19 protein-coding genes are annotated in these 17,249 nt (G+C 67.1%); 6 read left to right on the top strand and 13 right to left on the bottom strand.

Translation table 11 applies throughout. From position 1 onward, the window contains the following. Window positions 1-50: 50 nt before the first annotated feature. A complete protein-coding gene (locus LDL21_RS25245; protein WP_067641359.1) occupies window positions 51-269 on the bottom strand; it encodes a type II toxin-antitoxin system VapB family antitoxin in 219 nt (72 codons plus the stop codon). Between the two features lie 159 nt (window positions 270-428). On the opposite strand from LDL21_RS25245, the gene LDL21_RS25240 reads away from it, so the two are divergent. Then, window positions 429-1,325 carry a phenylalanine 4-monooxygenase gene (locus LDL21_RS25240; protein ID WP_225282036.1) on the top strand — a complete coding sequence of 299 codons (897 nt, stop codon included), beginning with the start codon at window positions 429-431 and terminating at the stop codon, window positions 1,323-1,325. 153 nt (window positions 1,326-1,478) lie between these two features. After that, complete coding sequence (locus LDL21_RS25235) at window positions 1,479-2,162, top strand: ester cyclase (protein WP_225282035.1); 684 nt, start codon at window positions 1,479-1,481, stop codon at window positions 2,160-2,162. Here the strand turns inward: LDL21_RS25235 and LDL21_RS25230 are convergent. Both LDL21_RS25230 and LDL21_RS25225 read right to left on the bottom strand, forming a co-directional pair. Beyond that, the gene (locus LDL21_RS25230; protein ID WP_225282034.1) at window positions 2,159-2,755 is read right to left on the bottom strand and encodes a TetR family transcriptional regulator; all 597 of its coding nucleotides are present in this window, start codon (window positions 2,753-2,755) and stop codon (window positions 2,159-2,161) included. The genes LDL21_RS25235 and LDL21_RS25230 overlap by 4 nt on opposite strands. Continuing rightward, window positions 2,745-4,247 carry an MFS transporter gene (locus tag LDL21_RS25225; protein WP_225282033.1) on the bottom strand — a complete coding sequence of 501 codons (1,503 nt, stop codon included), beginning with the start codon at window positions 4,245-4,247 and terminating at the stop codon, window positions 2,745-2,747. Before LDL21_RS25225 ends, LDL21_RS25230 begins: the two co-directional genes overlap by 11 nt. Before the next feature lie 118 nt (window positions 4,248-4,365). Between LDL21_RS25225 and LDL21_RS25220 the strand changes: the two genes are divergently transcribed. Continuing rightward, window positions 4,366-5,649 (top strand): D-alanyl-D-alanine carboxypeptidase family protein, encoded by a 1,284-nt coding sequence (locus tag LDL21_RS25220; RefSeq protein ID WP_225282032.1) that lies wholly within the window; start codon window positions 4,366-4,368, stop codon window positions 5,647-5,649. A gap of 1 nt (window position 5,650) precedes the next feature. On the opposite strand, the gene yhjD is transcribed toward LDL21_RS25220, so the two are convergent. Genes yhjD through LDL21_RS25205 form a run of 3 tightly spaced genes read right to left on the bottom strand, consistent with a single transcriptional unit; the run spans window position 5,651 to window position 8,712 of the window. Then, window positions 5,651-6,670 (bottom strand): inner membrane protein YhjD, encoded by a 1,020-nt coding sequence (yhjD, locus tag LDL21_RS25215; RefSeq protein WP_181697588.1) that lies wholly within the window; start codon window positions 6,668-6,670, stop codon window positions 5,651-5,653. A gap of 43 nt (window positions 6,671-6,713) precedes the next feature. After that, window positions 6,714-7,745 (bottom strand): tryptophan--tRNA ligase, encoded by a 1,032-nt coding sequence (gene trpS, locus LDL21_RS25210; RefSeq protein WP_181697589.1) that lies wholly within the window; start codon window positions 7,743-7,745, stop codon window positions 6,714-6,716. 22 nt (window positions 7,746-7,767) lie between these two features. Beyond that, window positions 7,768-8,712 carry an oxygenase MpaB family protein gene (locus LDL21_RS25205; protein ID WP_181697590.1) on the bottom strand — a complete coding sequence of 315 codons (945 nt, stop codon included), beginning with the start codon at window positions 8,710-8,712 and terminating at the stop codon, window positions 7,768-7,770. A 103-nt stretch (window positions 8,713-8,815) separates the two neighbouring features. On the opposite strand from LDL21_RS25205, the gene LDL21_RS25200 reads away from it, so the two are divergent. Further along, window positions 8,816-9,454 (top strand): TetR/AcrR family transcriptional regulator, encoded by a 639-nt coding sequence (locus LDL21_RS25200; RefSeq protein WP_225282031.1) that lies wholly within the window; start codon window positions 8,816-8,818, stop codon window positions 9,452-9,454. A gap of 26 nt (window positions 9,455-9,480) precedes the next feature. On the opposite strand, the gene LDL21_RS25195 is transcribed toward LDL21_RS25200, so the two are convergent. The 4 genes from LDL21_RS25195 to LDL21_RS25180 all read right to left on the bottom strand — a co-directional run bounded on the left by LDL21_RS25195 (window position 9,481) and on the right by LDL21_RS25180 (window position 11,692). Beyond that, a complete protein-coding gene (locus tag LDL21_RS25195) occupies window positions 9,481-9,855 on the bottom strand; it encodes a hypothetical protein (protein WP_225282030.1) in 375 nt (124 codons plus the stop codon). Window positions 9,856-9,948: 93 nt separating this feature from the next. Continuing rightward, entirely contained in the window at window positions 9,949-10,422 is a 474-nt protein-coding gene (locus tag LDL21_RS25190) for a barstar family protein (RefSeq protein ID WP_225282029.1), read from the bottom strand. Further along, a complete protein-coding gene (locus LDL21_RS25185; protein WP_225282028.1) occupies window positions 10,422-10,916 on the bottom strand; it encodes a guanyl-specific ribonuclease in 495 nt (164 codons plus the stop codon). Before LDL21_RS25185 ends, LDL21_RS25190 begins: the two co-directional genes overlap by 1 nt. Continuing rightward, on the bottom strand, window positions 10,913-11,692 hold the full coding sequence (locus LDL21_RS25180) for an exodeoxyribonuclease III (protein WP_225282027.1): 780 nt from the start codon (window positions 11,690-11,692) through the stop codon (window positions 10,913-10,915). The genes LDL21_RS25185 and LDL21_RS25180 overlap by 4 nt, the downstream gene beginning before the upstream one ends. A gap of 153 nt (window positions 11,693-11,845) precedes the next feature. On the opposite strand from LDL21_RS25180, the gene ephH reads away from it, so the two are divergent. Next, the gene (gene ephH, locus LDL21_RS25175) at window positions 11,846-12,706 is read left to right on the top strand and encodes an epoxide hydrolase EphH (protein ID WP_225282026.1); all 861 of its coding nucleotides are present in this window, start codon (window positions 11,846-11,848) and stop codon (window positions 12,704-12,706) included. Here the strand turns inward: ephH and LDL21_RS25170 are convergent, their stop codons facing one another. Further along, a complete protein-coding gene (locus LDL21_RS25170; protein ID WP_225282025.1) occupies window positions 12,707-13,930 on the bottom strand; it encodes an acyl-CoA dehydrogenase family protein in 1,224 nt (407 codons plus the stop codon). Window positions 13,931-14,124: 194 nt separating this feature from the next. Between LDL21_RS25170 and LDL21_RS25165 the strand changes: the two genes are divergently transcribed. Beyond that, the gene (locus tag LDL21_RS25165) at window positions 14,125-15,750 is read left to right on the top strand and encodes a purine-cytosine permease family protein (protein ID WP_225282024.1); all 1,626 of its coding nucleotides are present in this window, start codon (window positions 14,125-14,127) and stop codon (window positions 15,748-15,750) included. A 58-nt stretch (window positions 15,751-15,808) separates the two neighbouring features. Here LDL21_RS25165 and LDL21_RS25160 read toward each other — a convergent pair whose 3' ends face one another. After that, on the bottom strand, window positions 15,809-16,558 hold the full coding sequence (locus LDL21_RS25160; RefSeq protein ID WP_225282023.1) for an SDR family oxidoreductase: 750 nt from the start codon (window positions 16,556-16,558) through the stop codon (window positions 15,809-15,811). 119 nt (window positions 16,559-16,677) lie between these two features. Beyond that, entirely contained in the window at window positions 16,678-17,199 is a 522-nt protein-coding gene (locus LDL21_RS25155; protein WP_225282022.1) for a hypothetical protein, read from the bottom strand. Window positions 17,200-17,249: the final 50 nt, after the last annotated feature.

The raw sequence follows: 17,249 nt of genomic DNA, 5'->3' as shown, positions 1-17,249 counted from the left end.
ACGTCATCGGTGACGAGACCGATACTCGCAGAGGGCACCGACAGGTTCGGCTACCGCTCAGCCACCGCGGGCGAATCCGTGTCGATATCGTGCGGTTCCGGACTGAACACCGAGTCGGCCATCAGCCGTTCGAGGTTGCGCAGCTGGCGCTCGTGCACGACGATCCGCCGCAATGCCTCGTTGACGGTGGTGTTGCTGTCGGCCGTGCCCATGATCTCGGCAGCGGCATCCAGCAGTTCTTGATCGAGATCTATCCGCAGGCTTCGCAAGCATCCTCCTCGGGTACAAACGCAATCTTGCGCGATGCGCGGTCGGCGCGTCCGCCGTTTCACCGCGTCGTTACCGAATTCGGGCGGGCGAACTGTGCAGTTTGCGTAGTTGCGCACCGGTGTGTTGTCGCGCCGCGCCAGCGGTGCTTGCCTTGAGGCATGTTCACCGAGGCCCAGCTGTATTCGCCGGTGACGCGCGAGCGCGACGGCGACGTCACTGTGCACCTGAGTGACGACCACCCCGGCGTCGACGACGAGCACTACCGCGCCAGGCGCAATGCCATCGCCGCGCTCGCCCTCGACTACCAGCCGGGCAACCACGTCCCGAACATCGACTACACCGACGACGAGCAGCAGGTCTGGCGGATCGCCTCGGCCGAGCTGGCCCGCAAGCACGAGGTGTACGCCTGCCGTGAGGTGCGCGAGGCGGCCGCCCGGCTCGCCCTGCCGCGCGATCACATCCCCCAGCTCGACGAGGTCTCGCGGCTGCTGTATCCACTCACCGGTTTCCGGTACGTGCCCGCCGCCGGGCTGGTTCCGCTGCGTGAGTTCTTCGGTTCGTTCGCGGACCGCACCTTCCACTCCACCCAGTACATCCGCCACCATTCGGCCCCGCTGTACACGCCGGAACCCGACGCGATCCACGAGATCATCGGGCACGCCAATCAGCTGGCGAGTCCGCGCTTCGCGAGTCTGTACGAGACCGTCGGCGCGGCGGTCGGGCGGCTGGAGACCGATGCCGCGCTGAAGTTCCTCGCCGACGTGTTCTGGTTCTCGCTGGAATTCGGCGTGGTTCGCGAAGACGGACAGATCCGTTGTTACGGGGCGGGTTTGCTGTCGTCCTACGGCGAGATCGACGAATTCCGCCAGGCGACGCTGCGCCCGCTCGACGTGGCGCAGATGGGCACCATCAGCTACGACATCACCCATTATCAGCCGGTGCTGTTCTGTGCGGACTCGGTGGATCAGCTCGTGGACGTGCTCGGCGAATTCTTCGCGACCATGGACGACGACACCCCGGCTCGACTCGGCGGGCGTGCCCACCCCGCCGCATAGTCGGCTGTAAACCGTTGGCGCAGAATATACTTGGCAATTCCGCGCGTCTCACATAATGGGACCACGGTGCGCGCGGGCAAAGTCGCGGCGGTAGGTTCGACCCGTTCTTCAAGCTTTGCGAAAGGGTCGGGTAGACCGAATATGACTGTGGACGTGACTGATACGCGCGACGATCAGAATCCCGAGCCGGAGGCCCCGCTTTGGCTGCAGGGCCGCGAGGCGGTGATCGCCGCGGCGACTCCCGACCAGTGGCGCGGCAACGTTCCCGACTACGAACTGAGCCACGAGGTGATCCCCCGCGAGCGCGTCGCCCAGCACGCGCCCGGTTCGCTCGAGGCCATCGTCGAGGACCTGGTGAAGGTCTTCGAGATGGAGGTCTCGCACAAGGCCGACCCCGCCACCTGGCTGTCGGTGGTCGCCGAGCAGTACCGCGGCCGGGTCAACGGCGGTGTGTGGCAGGACGCGGAGGAATTCGCGCGGATCGGCAGCTACAACATCCTGATCGGCGACAACCCGTACTACGAGTCGGCGAACGAGACCTTCGAGTCCTCGCACAAGATCTTCCACACGGCCTTCCCCGGCGGCTTCTTCTGGGAGGTGCTCGAGGTGCTGTCGGGCCCGCCGACGGTGAGCTTCCGCTGGCGGCACTGGGGCAAGTACGACGGCGAGTACAAGGGCCACCAGCCCACCGGTGAGCAGATCGAGATGTACGGCGTGACCATCGCCCGCGTCACCGAGGACCTGCGCATCGTCGAGCTCGAGCACTTCTACGACAACAACCAGCTGCTCGGCCCGCTGGCCCACGGCTGCCCGGTGCAGCACGGCAAGGCCGACTAGGAGGTCGTCGGCCTGTCGTCGTCGAACGGCAGGCCCGCCTCGAGCAGGTCGAGGGCGTGGCCGACCTTGGTCGCGTCGACCGGCCCGGTGGTGACGATGCCCAGCATCGCACCGACCATCGCCCCGGCCGCCACCCGCACCTCGAAGTCGTCGACGGGGCGGCCGGTGTAATCGGCGAGTAACTGGGCGGCCAGGTCGATGCTTCGCTGGAATTCCAGGCCGATCGCCGAGCGCAGTTCCGGCAGGTGGTAGAGCAGCTTCTGCCGTTCCTGTTCGAAGGCGGCATCCTCGGCCGACATCGAGGCGTACACCGCCTCGGTGGCCCGGCGGACCGCGGTGAGCGGGTTCTGACCCCGTGGTTGCGCCGCCAGCGCCTCGATCATCAGCGCATCCTGGTCGTCGGCCATGACGAGCTGTTCCTTGGTCGGGAAGTAGCGGAAGAAGGTGCTCGGGGAGACCTCGGCGGCCGCGGCGATCTGTTCGACGGTCGTCACGGTGTAGCCCTGCTCCCGGAACAGGCGGAACGCCTCGAGCCGGATGGTTCGACGGGTCCGCTCCTTCTTCCGCGCGCGCAACGACGTCTCAACCGACATGCAGCGATTCTGCCGCATCGTCGGCTGTCACGGAGTGGCGCCGCCCGAAGGCCAGCGCCACCAGGACAGCCGCGAGCAGACATCCCACCGCGCACACACCGAGCATGGTGTCCATGCCGAGCACGAAGGCGTGCCGCACCTCCCGCAGTGCGACGGGGTCGTGTGCGGTCGCGGTGACTCCCGCATTGACTCCGTCGGAGATCGGCGGCCGGTTCAGTTCGCCGAGATCGGCGCGGTAGACGGTGGCGAGTACGGTGCCGAGCACGGCGACACCGATGGTGCCGCCGGCCTGCCGAAGTGCTTGCAGCAGCGCCGAACCCGAACCGGATCGCGCGGTGTCGAGCTCGCTCATCGCCAATCCCATGGCCGCGGGCATCACCATTCCCATGCCCGCGCCGAGAATCGTCGTCCACGTGGCGGTGAGTCCGTAACCGCTGTCGACGCGGGTGAGCGCGCCGAGGCCGATGCCGGCCGCGAGCACAAGGAATCCGGCGATGAGCACCGCCCGGATACCCCAGCGTGGCAGCAGCAGATCCACCAGCCTGCTGCCGATCACCAGCCCGCCGATCATCGGCAGCAACCGCAGTCCGCTGCCGAGCGCGTCGACGCCGAGGACGGCCTGGAAGTATTGCGGCACGGTGAAGAACATGCCGAACATGGCGAAGCTGACCATCAGCGAAATAGCTGTGCCCCAGCGGAATCCGGGCGAGGCGAACAGCGCCGTATCGATCAGCGGATGCGCGGCCCTTCGCTGCCACCATCCGAACGCGGCGAGCGCACCGAGACCGGCGACGATCATCGCCCAGGCCGCCGCTTCACCCCATCCGTATTCGCCGATCCGGATGAAACCGTAGGTGAGCCCGAGCATTCCGGCCGCCGCCAGCACGGCACCGGGCAGATCGATGCGAAAGGCCTTGTCGCCGCGTGATTCCGGCACGAGGAAGACGACGGCGAGCGTGCCGAGGATCACCAGCGGCACATTGATGAGGAAGACCGAACCCCACCAGAAGTTGCGCAGCAGCCAGCCACCGACGACGGGTCCGAGCGGCAACCCGAGGGCGGTCGAGGTGACCCACACCGTGAGCGCGCGCTGGCGTTGCCCCTGGTCGGTGAACAGCACCGGGATCACCGCCATCGACAGCGGCATCATCGCGGCCGCGGCGATACCGAGCACCACGCGCGCGGCGATGAGCTGCCCGGCGGTGGTCGCGAAGGCACAGCCCAGCGAGGCGAGGCCGAACAGCACGAGCGCGCACAGCAGGACCTTCTTGCGCCCGTAGCGGTCGCCCAGCGCACCCGCGGGCAGCATCAGCGCGGCGAGGGCGAGCGTGTAGGCGCTGCTGAACCATTGCAGCGCAGCGGTATTCGCGTCGAGGTCGACGGCGAGGGTGGGGATGGCCACCGTGAGCACGGTGACGTCGAGCCCGATGGTGAGCATCGCCACGGCGAGCGCTCCGAGCGCCAGCCAGCGACGGGTGTCGTCGGTTCGCATATCTCCTCCAAAATGAGAGCTACTGTCATTTGTTAGTAACTCTCATTTAGTGGTGGGTGTCAATAGGTGGACGGGCTCGACGGGAAGTCGGCGTGCCGGCTCGCTAGGCTCTGCGCTGATGAAGATCCGCGAACACGGCGTGCGCGCCGCCTGCTTCCTCGGCGCCGCCGCCACCGCGGCCGCTCTCACACTCGGTCCCGCACAGGCCCAGCCCAGCCCCACCGGCTCGACCACCACCACCCCGTTCACCACGCCCAACACCGACAGCTGCCCGCAGAAGACCAGGCCACCGGCCCCGATCGACTCCTCGGAGGTCCCGGCGCCGGGCGAATCGGCACCGGCCGAGCTGCCGGTGCCCGGCACACCGATCGGCGGGGAGCGGCTCGGCGCGTGCGGTGTCGTGCTGCCCGACGGCGCCCCAGCGCTGCCCGCCGACATCTCGGCGACCGCGTGGATGGTGTCGGATCTCGACACCGGACGGGTGCTGGCGGCCAAGGACCCGCACGGCCGCTATCGGCCCGCCAGCACCATCAAGGTGGCACTGGCCATCGTCGCCCTGCGTACCCTCGATCTGGACAAGGTGGTGGTCGGCACTCAGGCCGACGCCGATGTCGACGGCACCCGCGTCGGCATCGGGCCCGGCGGCCGCTACACCAACCGTCAGCTCATGCAGGCCCTCATCATGTGCTCGGGCAACGACGCCGCGCACGCCATCGCCACCCAGCTCGGTGGCGACAAAGCAGCCGTGGCGAAGATGAACGACCTCGCGAAGTCCTTGCGCGCCATGGACACTCGCGCCGCCACCCCGTCGGGTCTCGACGGCCCGGGGATGAGCACCTCCGCCTACGACCTGTCGGTGCTGTTCCGGGAGGCGATGTCGATCCCGCTGTTCGCCGAGTTCATCCACACCGAACAGGTCGACTTCCCCGGCTACCCCGCCGACCCGAAGATCCCCGGCGACGAGGACCACCCGGGCTTCCCCATCGGCAACGACAACCAGCTGCTCTACAACTACCCCGGTGCCATCGGCGGCAAGACCGGCTTCACCGACGACGCCCGCCAGACCTTCGTGGCCGCCGCCGAACGCGACGGCCACCGCCTCGTGGTCACCCTCTTGCAGGCCGACGTGCGGCCCATCCGCCCCTGGGAGCAGGCCGCACGCCTGCTCGACTACGGCTTCGCCCTCGACTCCGACGCGCGCATCGGCAAGCTGCCCGAAGTGGGCGACGACATGATCCAGCCGAGCGTTCCGCTCGCCTCACCCCCGCCGCGCGCCGACGGTAGCCGACCGGAGGTCTCGCGGTCCGCCCACGAAGGGGCGCGCATCGCCGCGCTCGTCGCGGGCCCGGTCCTGATCCTCACCCTGCTGCTCCTGGCCCGCCGCGCCTGGCGTAGTCGCTGAGCTACCGGCGGCGCCCGAACACGACGAGGGCCAGGGCGGCGAGCGCGCCCGCGCCGAAGGCGGCCGCACCCGCACCGGTGGACAGGTTCTTGTCGACCACACGCGGCTGGATGACGACCGGGGCGGGCGGGGCGATCTCGGTGTGGTCGTTGTCCGACGAGGTCGCGGCCCACGCGGTGGCGAACAGCAGGATGCGGAAGGTGATGTAGCTGAAGACCATCAGACCGATGATCGAACCGAAGGTGGCGCCCGCCGGGCTCGACAACACCATCCGCAGATAGATGGCACCGACGAACTTGAAGATCTCGAATGCCACCGCGGCGATGGCCGCCGCCTTCGCCGCACTGCGCAGCGACACCGGTTCGCGCGGTAGCCGGGCGATCACCCAGGCGAACACCGCCCAGGAGGCGAGCATCCCCAGCGCGATGGACACCAACGACAACACCACCGACGCGCCGGGGACACCGTCGAGACCAATGCTTTTCAGCAGCTTGGCGGCGAGTCCACTGTTGGCGACCGTCGACAGACCGAGCGACACGACCAGGGCCAGGAACAAGCCGAACAGCGCGCCCAGATCGGACAGCTTCTCCCGCCACCACGGTTTGTCAGGGGTCTGGGTCTCCCACTGCTCGGTGAGCGCCGCACGCAGGTTCGCGATCCAGCCGAGACCGGTGTAGAGACCGGTCAGCAGACCGAGCAGACCGACGGTGCCGCGCGAATCGACCGCCTGCTTGATGAGGTCGTTGATCTGCTCACCGAAGGCACCGGGAACCTTCTCGATCACCTTGCCCTGCAATTCGTTCAGCAGGTCGGGTTGCCCGGCCAGGATGAAACCCGCGATCGAGAACGCCACCATCAACAGCGGAAACAGCGAAAGCACAGTGAAGTACGTGATGCCCGCGGCGAAGTAGTCACCGCGCTGACGCTGGAACCGCCCACCGGCCCGGACCAGATGATCCAGCCAAGGCCTGCTCTTGACCTGCTTCTCGACAGTGGCCGAGATGTTGTCGATCAACTGCATGACACGCGCCCCTCTTCAGCCGAAACCTCAGGTGCGCACCGGGTCAGCGAGCGAGGAAGCCGACCCGGTCGTACACCTGGGCAAGTGTGTTGCCTGCGATCTCACGCGCCCGCTCGGCCCCGGAAGCCAGGATCCGGTCCAGCTCTGCCTGATCCGACAGATAGTCCTTCACCTTCTTCTGCACGGGCGTCACGAATTCGACCAGCGCGTCGGCCACTTCGGCCTTGAGCTCACCGTAGCCTTTACCCGCGAAATTCTGTTCCAAGCTGACGATCGGGGTTTCGGTGAGCGAGCTGAGGATCACCAGCAGATTGCTCACGCCCGGCTTGGTGTCGGGGTCGTAGACGATCTCGCGGCCGGTGTCGGTGACGGCCGAGCGCACCTTCTTCGCGGTGACCTTCGGATCGTCGAGCAGATTGACGAGCCCGGCGTCGCTGGCCGCGGACTTGCTCATCTTCGCGGTCGGATCCTGCAGGTCGTAGATCTTGGCGGTGCCCTTCACGATGTGCGGCTCGGGCACGACGAAGGTCTTCTTGAAGCGAGTGTTGAAGCGCTGGGCCAGGTTTCGGGTGAGCTCGAGGTGCTGGCGCTGATCCTCGCCGACGGGCACCTGATGCGGGCGGTAGAGCAGGATGTCGGCGGCCATCAGCACCGGGTAGGTGAACAGGCCGACGGTCGCGTTCTCGGCGCCCTGCTTGGCGGACTTGTCCTTGAACTGCGTCATCCGGCCCGCCTCACCGAAACCGGTGATGCAGCTGAGCACCCACGACAGCTCGGCGTGCTCGGGCACCTGGCTCTGCACGAACAGGGTCGACTTCTCGGGGTCGATACCGAGGGCGAGCAGCTGGGCGACAGCGGCTTTGGTCCGCGCGCGCAGCGCCTTCGGATCCTGGCTGACAGTGATGGCGTGCAGGTCGGGGATGAAGTACAGCGCGTCGTAGTCGTCCTGCATCGTCACCCAGTACTGCAGCGCACCCAGGTAGTTGCCGAGGTGGAAGGAGTCGCTGGTGGGCTGGATGCCCGACAGCACCCGCTGCTTACGTTCGGCCGTCGCGGCCGGGGCAGGACTGGACATGCCCCCAATCTTTCCACGGCCCTCAAGCGGAATTTCGCTGCACCCAGTTGCGTGGATCGACACCCGGCATGCTCGGCTTCCCCTTGCGGATCATGTGCTGTTCGCGGCGGGCGAGCAGCTGATAGGACGGGGTGCTCCGCCCGGCGAGCGCACCGGCGAGCACGCGGGGTGCCAGCGGCGGCGCGACGTGCGCGGTGCGGATGCTGCGGCACAGGGCGCGGTGGGCGAGTTCGTCGGCGAGGTCCCACTCGATGCCGTACATCCGCCGGATACGCGGCGGCAAGCTGCCCTGGACCAGCAGATACAGTGCGCTGCCGACCTGTTCGACGGGTGGGCGCAAGCGGTAGGCCTTGCGATGGCCGGCCAGGTAGGAGCCGACCAGCTCGGCTTCGTCGGTGAGGAACGGTTCGGTCGAGTCGAGGTAGTCGTCGAAGTAGCGGCGGAAGGCCGGGTAGTCGGTGGGGGCCGCCTCGCGTGGCATGCCGAACAGTTCGCCCCAGCGCACGTAGTCCTGGTAGAGGTCCTCGCGTTCGGTCGGGGTGAGTTCGCGGACCAGCCGGTCGTACATCACCTCGGCGGAATCGAAGGTGAAGGCCATGGTCATGAACATCAGGTGCGGGTCGAGGGCCGCGTAGGTGGTGCCCGCCCGGTGGTGTGGGCCCGCATCCTCGGGCAGCGCGCCGACCACCCGCTCGTGCTTGCGCCGGGTGAAGGCGAGCGCCCGGTCGGCCTCGGCCTTGCTGCCGAGGAAGACCGATTCGAACAGGGCGCCGGTGACCGCCAGGCGGGTGTAGGGCGTCGCCCGGTGGGCGGTGTGTTCGCTGGTCCCGACGAACAGCAGCGGATGCACCGCACCGATGACCAGGGCGCGCAGGCCGTAGGTGACGCCGACCGCGCGCTTGCTCATCACCCTGCGAATCATCGAATCGTCGGCGAAATATCCGGGTTCGCCCTGCCGTGCGGCCATGTCGCGCCTCCTCGTCGAGTGCATCTGGCAATAGAATCCCCCAGAATTGATAATCTGGCAAGGGTCTCTACCAAAACACCCGCGAACGGACGGTGGCAGCACAATGGAGCCCGTGGCTGCACAACGGACATACGGGGGCGTCTCCGCCGAACAACGCCAGGCGCAGCGCCGCACCGCGCTGCTGGACGCGGCGCTCGACATCCTGGCCGAGGACGGGCAGGCCAAGCTCACCGTCGCCGGGCTGTGCGCCCGCGCAGGCCTCAACGAGCGCTACTACTACGAGAATTTCGAACGACGCGAGAGCGTGCTCGAAGCACTGCTCGATCGCATCGCCGAAGAACTGGCCGCCGCCATCATGGCGGCCCTGGCCGGTGCGCCGCCCGACAGCCGCGCCCAGGCGCACGCGGCGATCGAGGCGGGCGTGGCGGTCCTGCTCGACGACCCACGCAAGGCCCGCGCCGCACTCATCGCAGGCATGGCCACGCCCGAGCTCCGGGCGCGCACCGCGCGAACGGTTCGCGCGTTCGCCCGGCTCGTCGCCGCCGAGGGCACCGGCTTCTACGGCGGCGACGTGCCACAGAACCTGGTCGATTTCCGCGCGATCTACCTCGTCGGCGGCCTGACCCAAACCCTGACGACGTGGCTCGCGGGCGATCTCGACCTGACCCGCGCGGCACTGATCGACCAGATCACCGACGTTTTCGTCCTACTCGGCGACGACCTGGCCGGGCGCTATCGCTAGGACCCGCCGGATTCACACGCCGCGCTTCATTCCCACGCGCAGTTCGGGCCGAAGCTGACGCACGGCTCCGACGATCCGTTGCCCAGCCAGAGAAGCGCGTAGCCCACCATCGAATTGATGTCCTGATCCAGCAGCCCCGACCCGCTGTCGGCGACCGGTTGCGCGATGGCCTGCTGCGCGCTCGCGGGCCCGGTCGGCACGCACGTGTCGAGCATGATGCCGTCGCACGGCTGCGAGGACCCGAGTCCGAGCGCCTGAAGCAGGGCGGCACCGGGGAAATCCTCGGTGGAACCGACCGCGGGACCCGCCACCGGCGCCACCGCCGCCCCGGCCGCCGCGATTCCGGGGCCCGCCGCCATGATCGCGGCGAAAACGCCGACACCCGCCAGTACTCGCTTCATCGTGTTCTCCTCACCGGCGGCCTCGAATCGGCCGCACCGGCGCAAACGTTAGGCGGGCCGATCAGCAGGCGGGAGACGCCAATTCCCTCGGCATCACTCGACGAGCGCTACCGCACCGAAGGTAACCGGGTCGCCTTGCAGGACAACCCGGAACACCACATCGCGACGCGACCAATAGGCGGCGCAGTCGCGCACGGCCGCCTCGAACCAGGCGCGCTCGGTTGGCTCGTCGGCGAGCAGGTCGTTGGCGGTGCGGACCGCCGCGACGTATCCGGGCGCGTCACCGACGAAATCGTCGAGGTCGCGTAGGCATTCGTCGAAGGCGTCCTTGTTGGCGCCGAAGTAGTACGGGAATTGGAAGGCGGCCGCGAACTCGTCGAACAGGGCGGCGACATCGCGCATCTTGGTGCCGCGTAGTTCGCGCACGCGGTAGTCGGCGGGGGCGTCGTAGCGGATGGCGCTGAACTGGTTGGCATCCACCGCCATGGCGCCGAGCACCGGTGCGTCGGCCGCGGCGGGCGCCTCGGCGGGCGGGCGGGCAAGGAACTGCGACAGCGTCAGTGGCATCAGCGCATCCTCGTGAACGTTTCGTAGTGGTCACCGGTGTACCAGGCGCTGCCGTCGCTGCCGGTGACGATGCGTTCCGCGTCGCGACCCCGGTTGCGCTGCTTGGGATTCACATCCCACTCCTGATACTTCACCGGATTGCCCGCCGAATCCTTGGGCGGCAGTTTGGTTCCCCGGTTCATGAACTGCTCACCACCCTTGGTGCCAGGCGCGTTCGCCGAATCCGGCCAGCGCCCCGCGTCGATCTCGACGAGCGTGGCGTAGGCCCGATCCGGCACCCCCGCCACCTTCGTGACCGGCGCCGCCGACGCATTCGCCGACGGCTTGGCCGCAGGTGCCGCGGGTTTCGGCGCGGTGGACGACGCGACCGCGCGCGTGGTGGTCGCCGCCGTAGTCGAATCCGAACCACGACCACCGAACAGCGTCAGACCGAGCGCGGCGAGGACAAGAACGAGTCCGCCGAGCAGACCGAGAGTTTTCCGTGAGATGTTCATCGGTATTGCACAGTAACCGGCGCGTGGTCGGACCAGCGCTGGTCGTAGGCGGCGGCGCGTTCGACGACGGCCTGCTTGGCGCGGCCGGTGAGTTCACCTCGGGCGAGCTGGTAATCGATGCGCCACCCGGAGTCGTTGTCGAAGGCGCGGCCGCGGTAGGACCACCAGCTGTACGGGCCCGCGACATCGGGGTGCAGGGCGCGGACCACGTCGACGTAGCCCGCGGCGAGCAGTTCGGCGATCCAGGCGCGTTCCTCGGGCAGGAAGCCCGCCGACTTCTGGTTGCCCTTCCAGTTCTTCAGGTCCACCTCGGCGGGGGCGATGTTCCAGTCGCCGCTCACCACGAACTCACCGGTCCGGGCCTTCAGGTAGGCGCCGAGTTCGGCCATGAAGCGGTACTTCTCGTCCTGCTTGGGTGTGTTCTCCTCGCCCGAATGGACGTACACACTCGCCACGGTGAGCTCGCCGAAGTCGGCCTCGAGGTAGCGGCCCGAGGCGGCGAACTCGGTGCTGCCGAAACCGATCCGCACCGCGTCGGGCGCGCGCCGCGACAGGATGCCGACACCGGCGCGGCCCTTCGACTCCGGTTCGGCATGGGTGAGCACCCACCCGGCCGCGAGTGCGGGAGCCAGCGCGGCGGCGGTTTGCGCGTCGGTGGCCCTGGTCTCCTGCAGGCAGACGATGTCGGCTTCGGTGACGTCGAGCCAGGCGAGCATGCCTTTGGTCGCCGCCGCGCGGACGCCGTTGACGTTCACGGTCGAGAGAATGATTGCCACGCGTAGGACGGTACATCGGCGGGTATTCCCGAACGTGTAGGGGAACAACCCGGCGGCGCGAACGTTGTGATCGCCGGCACGGCAACAGCCCGCGCTCGGCGGTTCCCCCGCGCTAACCTCGGGTAACAGGACACTGTCGTCCAGGAAGGGGTGATGACGATGACGTCACGCACCGCCAAGTCCCCCGCCCGCCCGGAGCCGGTCGCGGCCCTGCATCTCGGGTCCGGCGACCCGGTGCTGCTGTTGCACGGATTCATGTTGTCGCCACACTGCTGGGAGCAGGTCGCCCACCGCATGGCCGCCCACTGCGAGGTGTACGCGCCCGCGTTCGCCGGGCACTGGGGTGGACCGAAAGTCGAGGGCTGGACGCTCGACGTGTACGCCCTGGCCGACCAGATCGAGGACCAGCTCGACGAATTGGGTTGGCGCACCTGCCATATCGCGGGAAATTCGCTCGGCGGCTGGGTGGGTCTCGAGCTCGCGCGACGCGGCCGGGCTCGCACCCTCACCACCATCGCGGCGGCGGGCGGGTGGGCCTCGCCCTCGATCACCCAGATCAGGATCGGCGTCAAGTTCGCGTCGCTGCTGCCGTTCATCGCGGTCGGCAGGCGTCTCGGTGACGTCGCGATCGACAACCGGCTGGTGCAGCACGCCACGGCGCTGCTGCTGACCAAACGCACCGGCGCCGTGCCACGCCACGAACTGGTCACCACGCTCATCGCCGCACTGCACTGCGACGTGATCGTGCCGCTGATCCTCGGCAGCCTGCGCGCGCCCGGCATGGACGACCTCGCCGAACTGGAAACACCCATCCGCATGCTGCTCGCCGAGTACGACCGGATCATCCCCAACAGCGTCTACGCCACCCACTACCTGCGCGAACTGCCCGCATCGGCGGATCGCATCCTGGTGCACGGGGTGGGGCACGTGCCGATGCTCGAGGCCCCCGACCGGATCGCGACGCTCATCGCCGAGCACATCTACGCCAGCCGGGGGCACCTGCGCGCGGTGTGATCAGCGCGCGAGCAGGCCCTTGGCGATGTGGGTCACCTGGATCTCGTTGCTGCCCGCGTAGATCATCAGCGACTTGGCATCGCGGGCGAGTTGTTCGACGCGGTACTCGCTCATGTACCCGTTGCCGCCGAACAGCTGCACGGCCTCCATCGCCACCTCGGTGGCCGCCTCGGAGCAGTACAGCTTCATCGCCGAGGCCTCGGCCAGGCTCGGCGGCTTACCGGCCTTGCTGCGTTCGAGCACGCTGAACACCATGTTCCGCACATTGATCCGTGCGACTTCCATCTTGGCCAGCTTGAGCTGGATCAGCTGGAAGCGCCCGATCTCCTGACCCCACAGGGTGCGGTTGCGCGCGTAATCCACACAGAGCCGGTGGCATTCCTCGATCACACCGAGCGCCATGAAACCGACGCCGATCCGCTCGGCGGTGAAACTGGCTCTGGCGCTTTCCCTTCCGTCGCCACCGCGATGATCTTCGGTCTCGCCGAGCAGGCGGTCCTTACCGAGTCGGACGTTGTCGAAGAACAGCTCGCCGGTGGGTGAGGAGTGCAGGCCCATCTTCTTGAACGGTTTGCCCTGGGTGAGGCCCTCCATGCCCTTGTCGAGCACGAAGGTGAGCACCTTGCGATCACGCTTGTCGGCACCGTCGCCCTCGTCGAGCTTGGCGTAGACGATGATCACGTCGGCACACGGGCCGTTGGTGATGAAGGTCTTCTGGCCGTTGAGGATGTAGTCCTCGCCGTCGCGTTCGACGCGAGTCTTCATGCCGCCGAACGCGTCCGAGCCGGAGTCGGGTTCGGTGATCGCCCAGGAGGCCACCTTGCGCAGGGTGACGATGTCGGCGAGCCAGCGCTGCTTCTGCGCGAGCGTGCCGCGCGACATGATGGTGGTGGCGCCCAGACCGATGCTCACCCCGAGCGCGGACACCAAACCCATACACACGCCGGACAATTCGCTGATGAGCACGGCCATCATCGACTGCTGATCGCCGAAAGGGCTGCGTTTGCTCCCGCCGGTCTCTCCGCTTTCCTCTTTGGCGAGCATCTTGGTGACCATGTCCTCGGCCATGGTGTCGATGCCGAACTGGCTGAACAGCTTTCGCAGAATCGGGTACGGCAGCATCTCGCCGCTGTCCAGGGCGTCGAGGTGCGGGCGGACCTCCTTGTCGATGAACGTCCGCACGGCATCGCGGATCATCAGATCGGTTTCGGACCACTCGAACACTGTTCGCTCCTGACGTTCGTCCTCTGCGAAACATACATCCGTGCTTGTTTCCGTGTGGACGGTTTCGGTGACCCCGGTCACCCCTCGCGGTACGTAACAGCGGCGTAACGAATCGGAAAATACCCGTCTACATCCGTGCACGACCGTCGGTGAGTCGCCGAATTCGAGCGGCAGCGGATGAAGGAGAGAGGTAAATGGCCGGAGCAGATACCGCCGCCAAAGAAACACTCGAGGACTACACGCTGCGCTTCGCCCCCCGGAGCTACCGAAAATGGAGCCCGGCGGTCGTCGGTATCTCCGCACTCGGCGGCATCGCGTATCTGGCCGATTTCGCGATCGGCGCCAATATCGGCATCGCGCACGGCACCGGAAACGCCCTGATCGGCATCGGTATCTTCGCCGTCGTCGTGATGCTCACCGGCTTTCCGCTCGCTTATTACGCGGCGCGCTACAACATCGATCTCGACCTGATCACGCGCGGTAGCGGATTCGGTTACTACGGGTCGGTGATCACCAATATCGTGTTCGCGTCGTTCACCTTCATCTTCTTCGCGCTCGAAGGTTCGATCATGGCCCAGGGCCTGGAATTAGGGCTCGGAATTCCGTTGTGGCTGGGGTATCTCGCCTCGACGGTCATCATCTTCCCGCTGGTCATCTACGGCATGAACACCCTGGCCAAATTGCAGGTGTGGACCACGCCGCTGTGGCTGTTGCTGATGGTCGCGCCGTTCGGCTTCCTGCTGGTTCGCCACCCCGAATCGGTCGGTTCGTTCTTCGCCTACGGCGGTAAGGACGGCCAGGGTGTGAGTGTGTCCGGTGCGCTGCTGGCCGCCGGTGTCTGCCTGTCGCTGATCGCCCAGATCGCCGAGCAGATCGACTACCTGCGCTTCATGCCGCCGCGCACCCCGGAGAACCGGGCCAAGTGGTGGGGCTGGATGCTGCTGGCCGGGCCCGGCTGGGTGCTGTTCGGTGCGGCCAAGCAGGTGGTCGGCCTGTTCCTCGCGGTGTACCTGATCGCGAACCTGCCTGCGGCCCAGTCGATCGCGAACCAGCCGGTGCACCAGTTCCTGGAGATCTACCGCGACATGGTTCCCGGCTGGCTCGCGATGACGCTCGCGGTGGTGCTCGTGGTCATCAGCCAGGTGAAGATCAACGTCACCAACGCCTACTCCGGCTCGCTGGCCTGGACCAACTCCTACACCCGCGTCACCAAGACCTACCCCGGTCGCCTGGTGTTCCTCGTGGTGAACCTGGTCGTCGCGCTGATCCTGATGGAAGCCGACATGTTCGACTTCCTCAACGGCATCCTCGGCTTCTACGCCAACTGCGGCATCGCCTGGATCGTCACCGTCGCCACCGACATCGCGGTCAACAAGTACCTGCTGAAGATCTCGCCGAAGGTGCCGGAGTTCCGGCGCGGCATGCTCTACGACTTCAACCCCGTGGGCCTGGTCGGTTTCGGGTTGTCGGCGGTGCTGTCGATCATGACCTTCTTCGGCCTGTTCGGTGAGCTGCTGAAGCCGTACTCCCCGCTGGTCGCGGTGCTCGTGTCGTTCATCGCCACCCCGGTCACCGCGCTGGCGACCAAGGGCAAGTACTATCTGCGCCGGTCCGACGACGGCATCAAGACTCCCATGTTCGACGAACACGGCAACCCCTCGGGCGAACTACTCCCCTGCCACGTCACCGGCTTGGAGTTCGAGCGCCCCGACATGATCGCCTCGGCCGTCCCCGGACCCGAGGGAGAGATCCAGTACATCTCCTCGCTGGCCTTGTCCACCGACAAGCATGGCGTGCACCTGCTGCCGCGTCAGCACTGATTTCAACGCCGAAGGCCGTGTGGGTGCACACCTTTCGCCCACACGGCTTTCGTGGTTCTCACATGAGTCTGCGCACGACCGACGACGGCAGGATGCGCAGGGCGTAACCGAGGGGCAGCCACGGCCAGCTGGGGACATACGCATTGGCGCGACGCTTCTCGATGGCGGCGACCATGGCGCGCACGCCGGTTTCGGTGTCCACCATGAACTTCGGCTCGTGTTTGATGCGGTCGTTCATCTCCGAGCGGATGTAACCCGGGTAGACCACCGATACATCCACGCCAGGAACGGCTTCGGCGCGCAGGCCCTCGGCCAAGGCGGCGACGCCGGCCTTGGTGGCGGCATAGGTGGTCAGGGTCTTGGGCATGCCACGCAGGCCCGAGATCGAGGAGACCATGACCAGGTGACCGCGTCCTTGCGCGCGGAAGATCTTCATCGCGGCCTCGGTCTGGGTCAGTGCGGCAAGGAAATTCACCACCGCTGTCTCGCGGTTGGCCGCGTGCTTGCCGGTGCCCAACGGTGCGCCTTTGCCGAGACCCGCATTCACGATCACCCGATCGATCACGCCGAACTCCTCGGCGAATTCGTCGAAGACGGTGAACACGGCGGAGTCGTCGGTGACGTCGAGCTGTTTCACCGAAACCACCCGGTCAGGGTGTTTCTCGAGGACCTCCGCACGCAGCTCCTCGAGGCGCTCGGTGCGGCGGGCGCACAGGCCGAGGTCGTACCCGAGCGCCGCGAACTGCCTTGCCATCTCCGCGCCGAGGCCCGAGCTGGCGCCGGTGATGAGGACGGTGCCGCGGCTCATGACGGCGCCCCGGTCGAATGTCGCGGTGCTTCGTAGTGCGATTCCATCCACCCACGCTAGCCAGTGTGGGGGCGCGACGCCGACCGGATGGCCACATCGATCCGGTCGGCGGAGGTTTCTCAGCCCTTGTTGTACTTGCTGAAGTCGCCGCGCCAGATCAGGTCCTCGGAGGTGACGACGGCCGGCTTCAGCTTGTCGACCGGGACGGCGTAGGCGATCTTGATGGTCTGCTTGGAGCCCGGGGGCAGCTTGCCCTCCAGGCCGTACTGGTACTTCTTGTCCAGCGACATGACGGATTCGGCGGCGGTGCCGTCGTCGCCGTACACCAGGCTCGGGTGCGACCAGTGGTCGAGAGTGGTCTTTCCCGTGTTGTTGAGCTGGAAGGTGAACACCGAAACGGTGCCCTGACGCTCCACCTCGTCGGCCTCCACCTTCAGAATCGACAGCTCGACACCCGATTCGAGCTTGCCGATGTCACCCGGGTTCAGCACGCCGTCGGCATTGGGCGTCGCGGGCGCCTGGGCGGTAGTCGTGGCGGACGTCGACGGGGCGGGCTTGCCACTCGGCAGCTCTTCCTGGCATCCGGCCAGCAGCATTCCCGTAGCCACGACGGTGGCGCACAGCGCAATTCGGTTTCGCACGGACAACCCCTCCTGTTGAAAGACGCGCGGGGTCTCCATGAGATCTTCCC

The organism is Nocardia rosealba (assembly GCF_020216065.1).
In the GTDB taxonomy this organism is placed as follows: Bacteria; Actinomycetota; Actinomycetes; order Mycobacteriales; family Mycobacteriaceae; genus Nocardia; species Nocardia rosealba.
The sequence above is the reverse complement of the archived record's forward strand: the minus strand, read 5'-3'. Positions and strand labels throughout refer to the sequence as shown.

Coding starts and splice junctions, on each gene's coding strand:
- LDL21_RS25240 (WP_225282036.1), top strand. CDS start 429: ATGTTCACCGAGGCCCAGCTGTATTCGCCGGTGACGCGCGAGCGCGAC.
- LDL21_RS25230 (WP_225282034.1), bottom strand. CDS start 2,755: ATGTCGGTTGAGACGTCGTTGCGCGCGCGGAAGAAGGAGCGGACCCGT.
- LDL21_RS25225 (WP_225282033.1), bottom strand. CDS start 4,247: ATGCGAACCGACGACACCCGTCGCTGGCTGGCGCTCGGAGCGCTCGCC.
- LDL21_RS25220 (WP_225282032.1), top strand. CDS start 4,366: ATGAAGATCCGCGAACACGGCGTGCGCGCCGCCTGCTTCCTCGGCGCC.
- yhjD (WP_181697588.1), bottom strand. CDS start 6,670: ATGCAGTTGATCGACAACATCTCGGCCACTGTCGAGAAGCAGGTCAAG.
- trpS (WP_181697589.1), bottom strand. CDS start 7,745: ATGTCCAGTCCTGCCCCGGCCGCGACGGCCGAACGTAAGCAGCGGGTG.
- LDL21_RS25205 (WP_181697590.1), bottom strand. CDS start 8,712: ATGGCCGCACGGCAGGGCGAACCCGGATATTTCGCCGACGATTCGATG.
- LDL21_RS25200 (WP_225282031.1), top strand. CDS start 8,816: ATGGAGCCCGTGGCTGCACAACGGACATACGGGGGCGTCTCCGCCGAA.
- LDL21_RS25195 (WP_225282030.1), bottom strand. CDS start 9,855: ATGAAGCGAGTACTGGCGGGTGTCGGCGTTTTCGCCGCGATCATGGCG.
- LDL21_RS25190 (WP_225282029.1), bottom strand. CDS start 10,422: ATGCCACTGACGCTGTCGCAGTTCCTTGCCCGCCCGCCCGCCGAGGCG.
- LDL21_RS25185 (WP_225282028.1), bottom strand. CDS start 10,916: ATGAACATCTCACGGAAAACTCTCGGTCTGCTCGGCGGACTCGTTCTT.
- ephH (WP_225282026.1), top strand. CDS start 11,846: ATGACGATGACGTCACGCACCGCCAAGTCCCCCGCCCGCCCGGAGCCG.
- LDL21_RS25165 (WP_225282024.1), top strand. CDS start 14,125: ATGGCCGGAGCAGATACCGCCGCCAAAGAAACACTCGAGGACTACACG.
- LDL21_RS25160 (WP_225282023.1), bottom strand. CDS start 16,558: ATGAGCCGCGGCACCGTCCTCATCACCGGCGCCAGCTCGGGCCTCGGC.